The following is a 16022-nucleotide window of genomic DNA, read 5'->3' on the forward strand; positions in this document are numbered from 1 at the left end:
GGTCTTTCGTGTTGAAAGCCAAATGCCCCCTGGCCACTCTGCCAAGACAAGATGAGGGAGAGACAGTCCTATAAGGAAATCGAATTTCCAGATATATTGATAAGCATACGTTCTAAATAAGAACGATCGTATTTAATCTGAAATCACGATTAATCGATAACCGAAATCAACTTGTCCTATTACCCTGACTCCCACAAAACCGATGCCTTGCCGAAAGGCTCGGGCATCGCCGCCAACGCGCGAGCCCGAAGCGATTGCGAAGGCCGGTGGCGCCGTGCGGCGCCAAGATGAGCCGGTCGCTCAGTGGGAGGACAAGATGACAGCATACAGATGGATAGGCGCAGCCTTGCTGGCTGGAGCCGCAACGGTATCCCTCACGCCAGCCCTGGGCCAACAGGCCGCGCCCGTGGTGCAGGCCGCGCAGGATCGCGCGTGGATGAACACCGACCTTCCATCGGAGGCACGTGTCGATCTCCTCATCGAACAGATGACGCTTGATGAGAAGATCACCTTGATGATGGGCTATTTTGGCACTGCCTTCCCGCCGCGCGGTTTTACGCCTCCGGCAGAGGCACGCGAAGGGTCGGCGGGCTATGTGCCCGGCATCCCCCGGCTGGGCATTCCGCCACAGTGGCAAACGGATGCGGCCATCGGCGTGGCCACGCAGGGTTTCGCCCGGAACAAGCGCGAGCGTACCGCCCTTCCCTCCAATCTTGCGGTGGCGGCAAGCTGGGATCCTGAACTCGCCTTCGCCGGGGGCCAGATGATCGGGGCCGAGGCCCGCGCGTCCGGTTTCAACGTCATGCTGGCGGGCGGTGTCAATCTGGAGCGCGAACCGCGCAATGGGCGCAATTTCGAATATGGTGGCGAAGATCCGCTGCTGGCAGGCACGATCGTCGGCTCGGCGACGGCCGGCGTCCAGTCCAACCAGATTATCGCCACGGTGAAGCACTATGCGCTGAACGATCAGGAAACCGATCGCAATGCGGGCAATGTGATCATCGATCACGACGCTGCCCGCATGTCGGACTTGCTGGCGTTCAAGATCGCCATCGAGAAAAGCAACGCCGGTTCGGTCATGTGCTCCTACAATCGCGTGGATGGAGATTTCTCGTGCGAGAACAGTTGGCTGCTCACTGACGTGCTGCGCAATGACTGGCAGTGGCCCGGCTATGTCATGTCGGACTGGGGTGCTACCCATTCCACTGCAAAAGCACTGAAGGCCGGGCAGGACCAGCAATCCGGCTATCCCTTCGACCAGGAGGAATATTTCGGGGCCAAGCTGGCAGAGGCGCTGGCCGCAGGGGAGGTGAGCGAAGAGCTGGTCGATCGCTCGGTCTCGCGTATCCTTTATGCGATGGTCGAACACGGCCTGTTCGACCATCCAGTGACCGGGGCGCCGCCAGACCTTGAAGCGGAAATGCTCGCGTCGCATGCAGAGGTCACCCGCAGGGCCGCCGCCGACTCGATCGTGCTGCTGAAGAACGATCACGGGGTGCTGCCGCTGGCCTCCAGCGCGCGCCGTATCGCCGTGATCGGCGGTCATGCCGACAGGGGCGTGCTCGCAGGCGGAGGATCCTCGCTCGTCTACCCGGTGGGCGGAAATGCCGTGCCCGAAGCGGAGCCGCGCATGTGGCCCGGCCCCAAGATGTTCTACCCCTTCTCCCCACTGGAGGCGCTGCGCACGCGCTATCCGAACGCCGAGATCGTTTTCGTCACAGGTGACGATCAGGCGGCCGCCGCCCGTGCGGCGCAGACCGCAGACATTGCCATCGTCTTCGCCACGCAATGGGCAGCGGAAAGCATCGACATCCCGCTAACCCTGCCCGACAATCAGGATGCGCTGATCCAGAGGGTGGCCGAGGCCAATGACAACACGGTCGTCGTGCTGGAAACGGGCGGTGTGGTGCTTACGCCCTGGCGCAACGATGTCGCCGCCATCCTCGCCGCCTGGTTCCCCGGAACACAAGGCGGCCAAGCCATCGCCGACGTGATAAGCGGCGCGGTCAACCCATCGGGCCACCTGCCCGTCAGCTTTATCGAGAGCCTCGACCAGCTGCCGCATCCGCAAGAGCCACAGCACGGCGACGTGCACTACACCGAAGGAGCGACGGTCGGTTACAAATGGCTCGACGCCAACGGTCACGCGCCCGCTTTCCCGTTCGGCCATGGCCTGTCCTACACACAGTTCAGCCTGAGCGACCTGTCGGCCAATGCCGCCGGGAGCGCGGTGACATTGCGGTTCGAGGTTGCCAATACCGGCAGTGTGGCAGGCAAGGAGGTGGCACAGATCTACGTCTCCGGTCCGGGGCTCGAAGCCCCTCGCCGCCTCGCCGGGTTCAAAAAGGTGGAGCTGGAACCAGGCGAGAGCAGCGAAGTGGCGATCCTCGTCGATCCGCGCATGATGGCCACCTTCAGCAAGGCTGCTGGAGGCTGGAACATCGCCGAGGGCACATATACCTTCCACCTCGCGCATTCCTCACGCGAATTCGCAGGCAGTGTGGAGGTGGCAATGCCGGCCATGACCGTGCCGACCAATCGGTTCTGATATGCGCAAGGCCGGGAGCGCCACGCCTCCCGGCCTTCGCCTGCCACCAATGGCTTTACCGGCGGCTGGAGGCTGCAAAGCGCAAGTGCCCCCACATCCCCCTCGTTTGCGGATCTCCTAAGCCGGAAAACGCGCCACCTTCGCCTGACGGCCCGGCAGTTCGCGACCGATCCTTGCTTCAAGCCACGGTACGGCTTGCTTCGTCAGTTCAAGATCGATGCCGGTCGAGAAGCCCGTACGGCCAAGCATATAGAGCAAGTCCTCCGTCGCCACGTTCCCGCTGGCGCCGGGCGCGTAGGGACACCCTCCGCACCCCCCAATCGAAGCGTCCAGCACCCTCACCCCGGCCTGCAACGATGCCCATGCATTCGCGATGGCTGTGCCGCGCGTATCGTGGAAGTGCATCCGCAGCGGGATACCCGGAACGGCCAACCGCAACGCCGAGACAAGACTTGTGACGTGGGCGGGCGTCGCCACCCCGATCGTGTCTCCGAAGGCAATCTCGCGCGGTTGGGCCTGAGCGAGACGGCGCGCCAGAGCGACGACACGCTCAACCGCGACCTCGCCATCGAACGGACAGCCGAACGCGACCGATATCGTCACCTGCGTGCACCGACCCGCCGCACGTGCCATGTCCATTACCTCGATGGCATCATCTACTGTCTGTTCGGCGGTGCGGCCCTGGTTGGCCATGCCAAAGCCGTCAGACGCGCAGGCTACCGCCCCCAACTCGTCCACCCGTGTGGCCAGCGCACGCTCCGCGCCCCGCCGGTTGAGGACGAGGCCAATCGTCGTTGCTGACATTTTCCGGGGCAGCGCGGCGCATAGGTCCTCGGCGTCGGCCATCTGCGGAACCCGCTTCGGATGGACGAAACTCGCCACTTCGATGCGCCGCGTGCCTGCCGCCACCGCGCTGTCGATCAGGGCCACCTTGTCGGCGGTAGACAGAACCCGCTTTTCGTTCTGCAAGCCATCGCGCGGCGAAACTTCGACGATCTCCACGGCGGTCATAGCTGGATCACTCCGCATAAAATCCCGGCAACTGTCATGATTGCGCTGAGCGCGAACAGCCACGGAATCGCATAGCGCTGGTGATCGCCCAGATCGACGCCCGCAAGCCCCACCAGCAGGAAGGTGGCAGGCGTCAACGGGCTGACCGGGAAGCCGGTGGTCATCTGCCCGACGAGAGCCGCCCGCGCCATCTCTGCGGCGGGCACCCCGCCAGCCTCGCCAATGCTTGCCAGCACCGGCAGCACCCCGAAATAGAAGCTGTCGGGATCGAACAGCAGGCTGAGCGGCATGGACGCGAATCCCAACACCACCGGCAACCTCGCCGCGGCCTGTTGCGGCAGCAGCGCGGCACCCTGGTTCGCCATTGCATCCAGCATCCCGGAACCGCGCAGAATGCCGGTGAAGGCGCCCGCCGCGAACAGGATCGCCACCATCCAGATCGCCGCGGGCGCATGGCGCTGGATTGCCTCGCGCTGCTTTTCCGCGCCTGGCAGGTTGACGATCATCGCGACGACAGCACCGATCAGGAAGGCCACCGCAGGCGGAAGAAGGGAGGACAGCATCAACGCGATCACCGCGATGACCGTCAGCAGGTTTACCGCGAAGCGCCAGTCGAGCCTGACAGGTTGGGGAGCCCCGTCCCCAGCCCCGCCCTTGCTCGCTGCCCGGTCAGCCGCTGAGCCGCCTGCCGGTCTGACGACCTCCCGGCATTGCCGGACGCCGAGCCACCACGAGAACGCCAGCACGCCTGCCAGCCCGGTGAGGTAGACCGGGATCAGCGGCTGGAACAGCACCATCACCTCGATGTTCAGCGCTGCCGCCGCGCGCAGCGTTGGCCCGCCCCACGGCAGCATGTTGCCCACTCCCGCCGCCATCGCGACGATGCACACCAGCATGCGACGATCCATGCCGAGACGGTCATAGACGGGCAGCAACGCCGGTACGGCTATGAGAAAGGTCGAGGCGCCCGAACCGTCGAGGTGAACGATGGAGACGAGCACTGCCGTGCCGACAGCCACATAAGGCGGATGGTCGCGCGTCAGCCGCACGATAGCGTTCACCATTGGCGCGAACAGGCCCGCCTCTGCCATGATCGCGAAGAACAGAATCGCGAACAGGAACATCGCCGCCATCGGCGCCACCGTCACCATGCCATCGGCCATGAAGCCGCCGACCTCATCTCCCATGCCCAGCAACAACGCGGCCAGCAGCGGGAACAGCACCAGCGCCACCAGCGGCGAAAGCCGCTTGCTGAGGATCGCCACCAGCGCGGCGACAATCGTCAGGAGGCCGACCAGCGCCAGCATCAATCGCCTGCGACCAGGCTATAGTAACTGCGGTTGACGAGATCGCGCAGTTCGCCCTGCACCTGGGCGCCGTCGAGGAAGTGCGTCATCAGCACGGCAACACCCTTGCGCTTGGGGTCGATGAAGAAATAGGTGTTGCCAGAACCCGACCAGCTTCCGCCGCCCGCTGGCAATCCGAAGCCGGCCTCGCTCTCTGGCGTACCGAGCGCAAGGCCATAACCGATCCAGGTGGTCTCCGCCCCCATCCCGCCGATTTTCACGCGGGGCACCAACATCGCCGCGACACTTTGTTCGGACAGGATGCGCCGACCATCCAGCATACCGCCGTTCGCCAGCATTTGAGCAAAGCGCACATAGTCGTCCATGGTCCCGGCAATCGCTCCGCCCCCGTCCAGCAGGCGCGCCGTGTCACGGTAGTCGGAGCTGGCGGGCAGCTCGACCACGCTCAATCCATCCTCGTTTGCGCTGTAAAGGGTGATGAATCGCGGCAGATCGGCATCGCTTACGAAAAAGCCTGTGTCGGTCATACCCAGCGGAACGAACAGACGCTCTTGCAGGAAACGGTCGAGCCGCATTCCGCTCGCCCGCTCGATAATCGCACCCAGCACAGTGGTGGAATAGCTGTAGGCGAACTCCTCGCCCGGCTGGTGCAGCATCGGCGCGTGGCCCAGCCGCTCGACCAGTTCATCCAGATCGCGCGCGGGTGGGCCGTCTTCGGGCCTGCGCCCTACTGGCGTGTCGCGCATCACACCGTATCGGCGATAGTACTGATGAACCGGTGTATCGCCGGTGAAATGATAGGTGATGCCCGAGGTGTGGGTCAGCAGGTCGGCAATGGTGATCGACCGCCGGGCCGGCTGCGTCACCATATCCTCCAGCCCGCCCGAGACATAGACGCGCATGTCGCTCCATTCGGGAAGGTAATCCGCCGCCGGATCATCGAGCGAGAGCTTGCCCTCTTCCACCAGCATCATGATCGCTGCCGAAGTGATCGGCTTGGACATCGAATAGAAGCGAAAGATGCTGTCCTGCCCAAGCGGAACGCGCTCTGCGAGATCGCGGTAGCCGACTGTCACATCGGCCAGCGTTTTGTCAGCGCGCGCGATGCGCACCATGGCGCCGGGTATGCGCCCTGCGGCCACCAAATGTGCCAGTTCGTCCTGCAGGACCTCAGCGGTTTGCGCGGGGGCAACGGATAACTCCGCCGACGAGGGCAAGTCGGCATTCACACAGCCCGCCACGCCCGACGAAAGGACCGCCAGCACGCAGGCCATATGGCGCTTGCCGGATACAAGGCCCATCATTTCGCCACCATTTCCTGCGGCTGCGGCCCGTAAACGCCGCCCTGCTCCAGCAATCGCGCAATAGCCGCCTCATCGAACCCGGCCTCGCGCAACACTTCGCTCGTGTCAGCTCCCAGCGCCGGCGCGCACTTATCCTCCAGCGGAGCCTCTTCCCCCACAACGTTGAACGGTGAGCGTACGGAAAGGAGGGTGCCCTCGGTTGGATGCTCGAACCGAGTGATCATGTCCGCAACGCCCAGTTCGGGATCGTCCAGCAGATCCTCGATCCGGTTCACCCGTGCGTGGGGAATGTCGTGCTCTCGCAGAAGCGCGATCCACTCGTCCGTTGTGCGGTGCGGTGTGAATTCTTCGATAATGGCAGAGAGCATGCCGACGTTGCGGCTTCGCTCCACCGAATCGGTCACCCGCGGGTCCGAACACAGATCATCGCGTCCGACCAGTCGCAAAAAGCGGCTCCAGTGTTGAGCGGTATAGGGAAGCAGGCTGATATAGCCGTCCTTCGTGCGGAACGGCTTGCGATGCGCGGGCAGCAGACGGGCATAACCGATCCCGCCCAGCGGAGGGTCGAAGGTGCGCCCGGCCAGTTGCTCCACCATCAGGAACGATACGAGGCTTTCGAACATCGGCGCCTCGATGCACAGCGGCCTGCTCCCCCTGGCGGGAGAGGCCAGTGCCGCCAGTACGGCCAGCGCAAGATGCAGTCCGCCCACCTTGTCGGCGAGAATGGTGGGTACGAAACGCGGCTCTCCGTCGGCATTGCTGTTCAAATAGGCCAGGCCCGCGGCGGCCTGAATGGTATCGTCGTAAGCGGGATCGTCCTCCCGCTCGCTGCCATGGGCAAAGCCAGCGGCGAAGCAGTACACGATCTGCGGATTGAGGCGCTTCACCGTGTCGAAGTCGACACCCAGCTTGCGGGCCGCCTTCGGACGCATGTTGTGAACCACCACGTCCGCCTGACGGACCAGCCCCCGAAACGCCTCCTGCCCGGCGTCGTTTCGCAGGTCTATCCCGATCGACCGCTTGTTGCGGTTGGTGTTGAGAAACCCGGCGCCGAGATCCTTCGAATGTCCGGGCCGGACCGAACGGAAGACGTCGCCCGTGGGCGGTTCCACCTTGATTACATCCGCGCCGAAATCGGCGAGTATCTGCGTGGCATAAGGCCCCAGGACGACCGTGGTCAGATCCAGAACGCGGATTCCCTTCAGCAACGACAGCATCAGAACACCCGAGCCATCGGACCGACACCGATTTCCTCTTGCCTGCCAAATGAATTGCGAGGATTTATTTCGCAAGCGGATTGAATTTTCACGAACACGGACACCTGTCTTGGCTAGAAAACGGATTGAATTTCGACATTTGCATGCGTTTGTCGCGGTTTGCGAGCACCGTCATTTCACGAAGGCGGCGCAGTTCCTCGCTATTTCGCAACCCGCGCTCAGTTCGCTCATATCGCAGCTTGAGCAGGATCTCGGGATGCAGCTTTTGATCAGAACCACGCGCTCGGTCGAGATGACCCCGACCGGCCGCGAGTTCCTCTCTTCTGCGATCCGCATCGTGGGCGATCTGCAACGTTCGGTGCAGGAAGTTCAGGATTACACGCAATTGCGACGCGGCCGCCTGCGCATCGCCGCCCTGCCCTCGTTGTGCACCTATCTGTTGCCCGAGGCAGCCGCCCAATTCGCACGGCAGCATGAGGGAATTTCGATCTCGATTGTTGACGTGATGGGAGACGAGGTGGTGGAGCGCGTCACCCGCCGCCAGGTCGATTTCGGCATCGGCTATGTTTCCTCCACCGAGATGGTTTCCGCCGACCCCATTCTCACCGACCGGCTTGTGGCACTCGGCACCACCGACTTTCTGGGAGACGACACAAGCCTCAAGTGGAACGAACTTGCCGCAATGCCGATCATCGCCATGAGCGACGGGACCACAGTGCGAAGCTTGGTGGAACGGGGCTGCCGAGAGGCGGGTATCGCTCCCGATTTCGCGCTGGAGGCAAACCAGATGCCGTCGGCTATCGCTTATGCGCGCGCCGGCCTCGGGGTGGCGATCCTTCCCAGTTCGGCCGTCGTCGGCCCCGCTGAAGATCTGCGATCCGTCGACCTGATTGCGCCACAGATCGAACGCTCGCTTTCTGTGATCCGGACGAGGGATAACCCGATCAGCCCGCCAGCAGCCGCCTTCCTGAAAATCCTGCGCAATTTGCGCGCGCCCCCGGTAGCCGCCGATCGCAGCGGTGCGCAAAGCGGACGGGAATAGCTGCGCACCGCACACCTTGCTCAAGCGCGAAATTCTGGCTTTCAGTTCGCCCAAGACTAGCTTTCCTCTCCTCGCTCCTGTTCAACAGAAGCACGCCCGAGCCATCATGACGCGCGGCCACCAAGCGTGGAAATTCAAATCCCTGATCCATTAATCGAAATATTGTATCATTGGACAATCGGCCGCACGCAATGCTGAAGGAAGCGCAGGCCCACTACGACAGACCCCGCGATCTTCACCACCGATCCGGGCCCCGCTTCGCCTGCGCGAGCGTGTTGCCCAACGCCAAGGTCTGGATCAGACAGCTAAATGAAATCGCGCCTGATTGTCCGCGCGGCCATGAAGTAGCTCAGCGAGGCCAAGCTCAGGAACAACACACAAGAGATCATCGCGGTCTGAATGCCAGAAGTGGCCGCAAGATCGCACCCGTGCGCCAGCGCTCCCGCCTGATCCACACAGTCCGCCTGATAGCTGCGGCCATCGCCATAGCGCCGGGCAGCAAGGAAATCGCTCATCATGCCAACAAACAAAGGTCCCAGCCCCATGCCGACAACGTTCTGAAAGAAGATCAGCACGGCAGAGGCTGATGCCCTCATCCTGGGCTGCACCATATTCTGCGTCGCGGCGAAGGTGGGGGCGTAGAATGTAAACACGAACACCGCCGCACAGGTGATGATGGGCATGGCAATCAGCCAATCGTCCTGCATCAGCCCGATGATGTAGAGCGGAGCGGTAATCAGCACGCAGATACCCGGCAACCAGGCATACCAGCGAATATCCCGGCGCCCCGCCCAATCCGCTCCATAGCCGCCGATCAAGGTGCCTATGGCATTGGAAACGCTCGTAACGATGCCGAAGATCAGACCGGCCTCGGTCATGCTCATGGCAAAGGCCCGGCCAAGGTAAATGGGCAGGAACATCAGCACGCCAAAGTTGACGAAGCTGGTCATGGCACAGCCAAGGCTCATGAACAGGAAGGCCCGGCAGCTCACGATCTTTTTGAGCACCGCGGAAAATGGCGGCGTTTCCGGCCCGAACCGGGCACCCGCCTCGAACTGGCCTCTGGGAGGCTCCTTCAGGGTGAAGTGGATCAGCGCCGCCAGCAGGAGGCCGGGCAGGCCAACGATGACAAAGGCCTCCCGCCATCCCACATGTTCGCCAAGCCAGCCTCCGCCGAAACCGCCGACGAGCGACCCGAGCGATGAACCCAGCGCCACAATCGCCAGAGCAGAGGCACGCTTTTCGCGAGGGAAAGAGTCGCCAATCAGCGAAACCGTGCAAGGGCTGGCCGCCGCTTCGCCCACGCCCACGCCTACCCGCAGCAGCAGCAATTGCACGAAGTTGGCAGCCATGCCGCTTGCCGCTGTCATGAGAGACCATACCGCCGTGGCAATTGCCATCAGCGAGACACGGTTGCCACGGTCGGCCAGACGCGCCAGCGGCACCCCGAAAGTCGCATAGAGCAAGGCGAAGCCAAGGCCGGTAAGGAGGCCGAACTGGCCGTCGCTTATCCCCAGATCCGCCTTGATCGACGGCCCCAATGTCGCAACGATAACCCGGTCGATGAAACTCGAAGTCGAAACAAGGATGAGCAGGATGACAAGCCAGGTCGGGTAGGCCCGCTTCGGGCTCGGCGTGTCAGGAGTTTCCATCGCCTCAACACCATCCGGCGCCGCGCCCCGGCTCATCCCAGTGTTCCCGGCATGCCCGCACCCCGGTCGGTCAGGGCGCTGCCGATCCCGAAGACGGAATCCAGCCACATATGCACATCCAGTTCCTTCAGTTTCCAGATATTTCCGTCATTCTGAAAAAGGCCATGCCAGGTCCCCATCCTTCGGGAAGGCCCCGATGGCCAGTACTGACGGTGGAACTCGTGGCGAAAGACGATGCAATAGCTCTTCAACCGAATGAGATTGCCTTCATTTTTCATCAGAACGGATGAAAACTGGTGCTGGTGCGCATAGGTCTGAAACGGGCGGTTCGCAAAACCCTTGCCCAGGAACGCCCGAATGCCGTCACGCCCGCGAGCCTCTCCGGGTGATCCGTCGCGCAACGGGTGGCGCAAGATCCCATCGCTCGTAAAGCAGTCGAGGTATTCTTCGAGGCTGCCTGTATCGATTGCCCAGGAATAACGGGCAAGACTGTCCAGAACCGCCATCCTGTCGGCCAGATCGACCGGCTCCGCTTCGGCTGCTGACCAGTTGAGTTCGCTTGCTGGCTGCCCCATTCCTCGCCTCATCCCTTGGCATATATCTCCGGGGCCGTGAGGCCGCCCGGCAGGTTTTACGATCCGGCAATGTCCTAAGGCGCGCTCACACAGGGGCTCACCCATCTTTTCGGTCAGTAAGTCTGCCAAAACGGCGGGCGTGGCCGCGTCAAACTATACGAAAAGATAGGTGGCTGCCTCCTGCCCCCCGCCTATCGCGGCTGCGCCAAGCCAAAAAAAATCGAACGTGGAGGAGAGCAGAAATGTCTGTTGGCAAGAGGAAGCTGGCGTTTGTTTCAGGGGTATCGTCGCTGGTGATTGCAGCCGCATCCCCGGTGCAGGCCCAGGATGGAGACGCTGCGGCAGCAAACACTGCCAATAACGAGAACGTCATCATTGTTTCGGCAGAGTTTCGGGAAACCAACCTGCAGGAAACACCGCTGGCCATCACCGCCCTCTCCAGTGATGCGCTGGAAAGCCGCAGCCTTGGCAATGTCGCCGACGTCGGACGTTCCGTCCCCAGCGTGACCTTGCGCATGGCCAGCGCCGGCTACGGCAAATCGACGCAGGCCTATATCCGCGGCATCGGCCAGTCGGACTTCAACTTCGCACTGGAGCCCGCCGTCGGCTTCTATGTGGACGACGTCTATCATGCCTCGCTGTTCGGTTCGGTGTTCGACCTGCTTGACCTGCAACGCGTGGAAATCCTGCGCGGCCCGCAGGGAACGCTGTTCGGCAAGAACTCCATCGGCGGCGCGGTCAGGCTGATCTCGCAAAAGCCGACCAATGACCTCGAAGCATCGGTTCAGGGCACCTATGGCAGCTATGAGCGGCTGGACCTGCGTGGCATGGTCAACCTGCCGCTGATCGACGACACGCTGGCCCTGCGCGTGTCGGCTGCATCGAAGCAGCGCGATGGCTATGTCGACCGGGTCGATTTTGCCTGCGCCCACCCGGATCAGGCCGGCAACGTGCAACCGACCGTGACCTCCGGCGACTGCAAGGTCGGTACGCTCGGCGGGGAAAGCGTGCGCGCTGGCCGGGCCGCCTTGCGCTGGACCCCGGATGCCCCGCTTGAAGTCAACCTTACCGCGGAAATCATGCGCGACAGTTCCGAAGGCGCCGCAGACTCGCTGATTACCATCAGGCCGACTGCCGCCCTCAACACCTACAACGCCAACAAGCTGGTTCCGACCTACGGGATTCCCTTCGATACCCGCTTCGCCACCGATCCCTACGTCACCTATGCCAGCTTCCGGGATCTGAGCAACGGACGCCAGGTGCCTGCCACCAACACCATGAATTCGGACAGCTTTTCCGGCGAGGTCAAGCTGGACCTCAGCGATTCCATGGTGTTGCGCTCCATCACCGCGCACCAAAGGTTCTCCGGCCGCTTCACGCAGAATGCGGACAACTCACCGCTGCCGCTGGCGCTGACGGATAACAACGTATCGTTCCGCCAGTTCACGCAGGAGCTGCGGCTGCAAGGCGAAGCGCTCGATGGCCTGCTGGAATGGACGACCGGCGCGTTCTATTTCGAATCCAAGGCGAAGATCGGCGGCGGGGTATCGCTCCCCGCGTCGGGCGCGAACGGGATCGTCTTCGATCAGAACGACCAGATCGAGGGCAAGAACAAGTCCGCCTTCGTCCATGTCATTGCCCATCCGAGCGACCGGCTCAGCCTGACAGCGGGCCTGCGCTATTCCGACGAATCCAAAAGCTACCGCTTCGATCGGACCAATCAGCCTTCGGGCACACCGTTCTTCGCTGGCGGCGCCTTCACCGCGCCCGAGGCCACGTTCGACCGCTTCGATTACAAGCTGGGCGCGGACTATCAGTGGACGAACGACCTGATGACCTACGCCCAGTATTCGACGGGTTTCAAAGGTGGCGGCATCAACCCCCGCCCCTTCACCCCGGCGGCGGCCGTCCCGTTTGGCCCGGAAACACTGGACGCCTATGAAATCGGACTGAAGAGCGAATTCTTCGACCGGCTCGTGCGCCTCAATCTTGCGGCCTACTACAGCGACTACACGAACATGCAGCTCAGCGCGAACGGCATGGACAATCTGAACAACCCCAGCATTATCATCGCCAATGTCGGCAGCGCGACCATTCAGGGCATCGAAGCCGAACTGACGCTTTACCCCGCCCCCGGTTTCACCATCGAAACATCGGGCAGCTACACCGATTTCAAAATCAACGATCTGGGTGCAGCAGACGGCGTGAGCGGCGGGCCCACGCTCGACAGCAAGGCGCCCGGCACGCCCGAATGGAAGTTCAGCCTCGGCGCACAGTACACCTTCGACATCGACGGGTTCGGAGCGATTACCCCCCGCTTCGACCTCTACTATCAGTCGAAGATTTTCAACGAATACACCAACAATGCCCTTGCGGTGGAGCCGGGCTATGCGCTCGCCAACGCGCGCATCACCTATGATAGCCCGAATGAAGACTGGAGCCTGGCATTGGGCATCACCAACCTGTTCAACGAGTTCTATTATGTGAACCGGTTCATTCAGGCTGGCGGACATACCTACACCGGCCAGCCGTCACGTCCGCGCGAATGGTCGCTGACGCTCAAGCGCGACTTCTGAAGGCAGAAGGGCCGCAAGGGGAAAGCCACGGAACGCCTGACAGGCTTCTGCGGCTTTCCCCTTTGTCTCGCAAATCAGGCCGCAGCGCCATGTTATAGGATCAGTGCATCCAGCCGAGCTGTCTGGCGCGTTCCACCGCAATCGAACGTTTGCGCACTCCCATCTTGTCGTAAATCCGTTGCAGGTACCATTTCACGGACCCTTCCGAGATGCCGACCTTGCCAGCCACATCCACATTGCGTTTGCCCGAACCAATCATGGACAGGATTTCCAGTTCCTTGCGGGTCAGTGCCTCGCAAATCCGGCCATCGGGGATCTCGCTTTGTTTATCCGTGGCAAGCCTGTCACCCATAAGGCGGCTGATTTCGGCCATCAGAGCGGCGCGGAAAGACTGCTCCCTGCCTTCCTCGCCACGGTTGCGGCGGCACTCCTCGGCCACCAGCCTGCCGACTATCGGGCCTTCATCCAGCACCGTCTGCAACAAACCTGCCTGCGCTGCATCGGCAAGTGTGCTGCGGATGCTTCGCTGCGCCGCGCGGTGGTCTCCGCTCAGCCACTGCGCCCGGCTCAGCAACAGCTGCCAGCCGATGCTGTCGGCCACGGCCATGGCGCGCATAGTGAACGTGCTCCATGCGGACGCGACACGGATCGCGTCGGGAAGGCGTCCTTGTGCGAGGGCGAGGCTCGCCCAGGCCATCGCCCGCAGGCCGTTCACCTGCGCACCATCGCTTTCCGGCATCAGCGACTTGCTGTCGTCGGGCAAGCCAAGATCGCTGCCGACCTGCCCCGCCACATCCGGCTGGCCTGAGGCCAGCAGCAGGCGGATCCGTTCGCAGGCAATGGTCGCCTTGAACCGATCGGACCCTTGCGCTTCGGCACAGAACCACGCCTTGCCGAGGATATAATGTGCATGGGCGCGGTCGCCCTTGTGCCAGGCGATTGACGCACGCGTGACCCAGTACTGCGTGCTCACATCGATGAGATTGGAGTGTTCCGCTTCCTCGCGATAGTGAGACAACAGGCTGTCAGCCTCCCTCACCTGACCGCAACGATACCGAAGCGCCGCCAGAGGGATGGCTATCAACGAGCCGAAGCGCTTGCCGTACCCACGGGCGATGCCTTCCTCCAGCGCCTGAGACAACACCTCCAGCGCTTCATCCGTACGCCCCACCATCCCGAGATAATGCGCGTAAGTCTTGACGTGGAACGCGTTGGGACCAGTGATCCCTGCAACGCGATATTGTTCGAGAGCCTGGCTATTGGTCTCCTCCACGCCCTTGAGGTGATAGTTGGCGCAACGCACCAGCATCAGCGACGTATAGACAACCCCAAGCGTGAACGGATCACCATCGGGATATCCGTCAATCAGCTCCCGGCACTGGCGCTCGGCCATGTAGTTGTGGCCGCAGTACTTCGTCCGCACCATTTCGCTGTGCGCGATGGCGAAGGACAATTGCCGGTAGCCGGGGCTGGCGGTGCCCTCCTTGCCCGCTAGTGCGGCCAGACTTTTGCGTGCGCCTTCGATCAGCGCACCGGCATGAGCCCATTGCCGGCGCACCGAAAGCGGCCATGCCATGGCGACCGCCAGCTCAGGCAGCTGCTCCACAACGGCCCTTGGCAGGCGCTCTGCCATCTCCAGAAACTGGGTGTAGCGCCAGCTCGCAAACAGGTCGCGATAACCGGCCAGCAGAATTGCACCCGCCCGCTGCATATCGCCGGCGGCGTGGGCATGATCGAAGGCATCCTGCGTCATGCCCCTCGCCTCGAACCAATCGCAGGCCCGCAGATGCAACACCTTTTCGCTCTGCCCGAGCGAGGCAATCCGGGAGCGCAAATGTTCGGCGAGCAGACCGTGCAGCCGCATCCAGCGATGCTCCGCATCCATGGCCGAGAGGAAAACGCCGTCGGAATGAAGCTTGTAGAGCATTTGTTCCGCCTGCTCATCGGCACTGACATAACGGCACAGCTCGCCCGACAGGCGCGGCAGGATGGCAATCGTGGTCAGAAACCGGCGCTCCTGCGCAGACAGGCGGTTCAGCACCTCCTCTTCGAAATAGGCCGCAAGATCCACATGCCGGCCACTCAGACGGCTCCCCTTGCCGCTCGGCAGATCCCTGAGGGCGACCTTCAATCCAACGGGCCAGCCTTCCGCTTTTTCGACCAGCTGCGCCCATTCCCGCCCGGCCAGTTGACCATCGGCCGCCAACCGGTACAACCGGCCGCATTCCTCGGCGTCCAGCCGCAGGTCTTCCGGCCCCAGTTCCACCAGTTGCTCCAGCGTTCGCAGGCGGGCCAGCGGCAAAGACAGCCGCTCGCGGCTGGCCACGATCAGATGCACCTGATCGGGGGCCAGTTCCGCCATGTCCCTCAGAAAGGGCTCCGGCGCGTGATGCGCATCGTCAAGCATCAGGAAAACCGGACCATCCGCCTGCCTGACCAGGTCGTCATAGAACGCGCACACGAACGCAGTATCGGCGACATCGGGCCAACGATCGCCCCGCCAGCCAGCCCGTCGCGCCGCCACCACGAGGTTCTGCCGGAACGCGCCACCGTCCCTGTCCCGCCGCGACAGGGCGAATGAGAGCACAAGCCCTCCGCTTTGCAGGAACCGGCCTTTCCATTCCTCCAGCAAGGTGGTCTTGCCATAACCAGCCGGCGCGCGAAGCAGGGTTATGCGTGCGCAGCTGGCCGCCTCGCAAAAAGGTTGCAGGCGCTTGCGCTTAACAGGTTGCCACGAGGCCAGCCCGGCTGGCGTTGGCGAAACGGATAGCGACTTGCACATATCCCCTC

At 62.7% G+C, this 16022-nt stretch carries 10 protein-coding genes; 3 read left to right on the forward strand and 7 right to left on the reverse strand.

Going from position 1 to position 16022, the window contains the following annotated elements; translation table 11 throughout:
* The first annotated feature begins 316 nt into the window (after positions 1-316).
* Positions 317-2548: a beta-glucosidase gene (locus tag D2V17_RS19785; RefSeq protein WP_119594943.1), complete on the forward strand. Its 2232-nt coding sequence runs from the start codon at positions 317-319 to the stop codon at positions 2546-2548.
* 117 nt (positions 2549-2665) lie between these two features.
* Here the strand turns inward: D2V17_RS19785 and D2V17_RS19790 are convergent, their stop codons facing one another.
* The 4 genes from D2V17_RS19790 to D2V17_RS19805 are packed head-to-tail and all read right to left on the reverse strand — an operon-like array spanning position 2666 to position 7387.
* Positions 2666-3559 carry a hydroxymethylglutaryl-CoA lyase gene (locus D2V17_RS19790; protein WP_119594864.1) on the reverse strand — a complete coding sequence of 298 codons (894 nt, stop codon included), beginning with the start codon at positions 3557-3559 and terminating at the stop codon, positions 2666-2668.
* Positions 3556-4866 (reverse strand): CitMHS family transporter, encoded by a 1311-nt coding sequence (locus D2V17_RS19795; protein ID WP_119594865.1) that lies wholly within the window; start codon positions 4864-4866, stop codon positions 3556-3558. Before D2V17_RS19795 ends, D2V17_RS19790 begins: the two co-directional genes overlap by 4 nt.
* Positions 4866-6170 carry a serine hydrolase domain-containing protein gene (locus tag D2V17_RS19800; RefSeq protein ID WP_119594866.1) on the reverse strand — a complete coding sequence of 435 codons (1305 nt, stop codon included), beginning with the start codon at positions 6168-6170 and terminating at the stop codon, positions 4866-4868. The genes D2V17_RS19795 and D2V17_RS19800 overlap by 1 nt, the downstream gene beginning before the upstream one ends.
* Positions 6167-7387: a CaiB/BaiF CoA transferase family protein gene (locus D2V17_RS19805; RefSeq protein ID WP_119594867.1), complete on the reverse strand. Its 1221-nt coding sequence runs from the start codon at positions 7385-7387 to the stop codon at positions 6167-6169. The genes D2V17_RS19800 and D2V17_RS19805 overlap by 4 nt, the downstream gene beginning before the upstream one ends.
* Before the next feature lie 49 nt (positions 7388-7436).
* Between D2V17_RS19805 and D2V17_RS19810 the strand changes: the two genes are divergently transcribed.
* Positions 7437-8429, forward strand: a complete 993-nt coding sequence (locus D2V17_RS19810) for a LysR family transcriptional regulator (protein ID WP_119594868.1) — start codon at positions 7437-7439, stop codon at positions 8427-8429.
* A 305-nt stretch (positions 8430-8734) separates the two neighbouring features.
* Here the strand turns inward: D2V17_RS19810 and D2V17_RS19815 are convergent, their stop codons facing one another.
* On the reverse strand, positions 8735-10081 hold the full coding sequence (locus tag D2V17_RS19815; RefSeq protein ID WP_191229324.1) for a spinster family MFS transporter: 1347 nt from the start codon (positions 10079-10081) through the stop codon (positions 8735-8737).
* Between the two features lie 32 nt (positions 10082-10113).
* On the reverse strand, positions 10114-10656 hold the full coding sequence (locus D2V17_RS19820; RefSeq protein ID WP_191229325.1) for a nuclear transport factor 2 family protein: 543 nt from the start codon (positions 10654-10656) through the stop codon (positions 10114-10116).
* A gap of 242 nt (positions 10657-10898) precedes the next feature.
* Between D2V17_RS19820 and D2V17_RS19825 the strand changes: the two genes are divergently transcribed.
* Complete coding sequence (locus D2V17_RS19825) at positions 10899-13232, forward strand: TonB-dependent receptor (RefSeq protein WP_119594871.1); 2334 nt, start codon at positions 10899-10901, stop codon at positions 13230-13232.
* A 100-nt stretch (positions 13233-13332) separates the two neighbouring features.
* Here D2V17_RS19825 and D2V17_RS19830 read toward each other — a convergent pair whose 3' ends face one another.
* Complete coding sequence (locus D2V17_RS19830) at positions 13333-15864, reverse strand: winged helix-turn-helix domain-containing protein (protein WP_191229326.1); 2532 nt, start codon at positions 15862-15864, stop codon at positions 13333-13335.
* Positions 15865-16022: the final 158 nt, after the last annotated feature.

Origin of the sequence: Aurantiacibacter xanthus, from assembly GCF_003584015.1 — a bacterium.
In the GTDB taxonomy this organism is placed as follows: domain Bacteria; phylum Pseudomonadota; class Alphaproteobacteria; order Sphingomonadales; family Sphingomonadaceae; genus Alteraurantiacibacter; species Alteraurantiacibacter xanthus.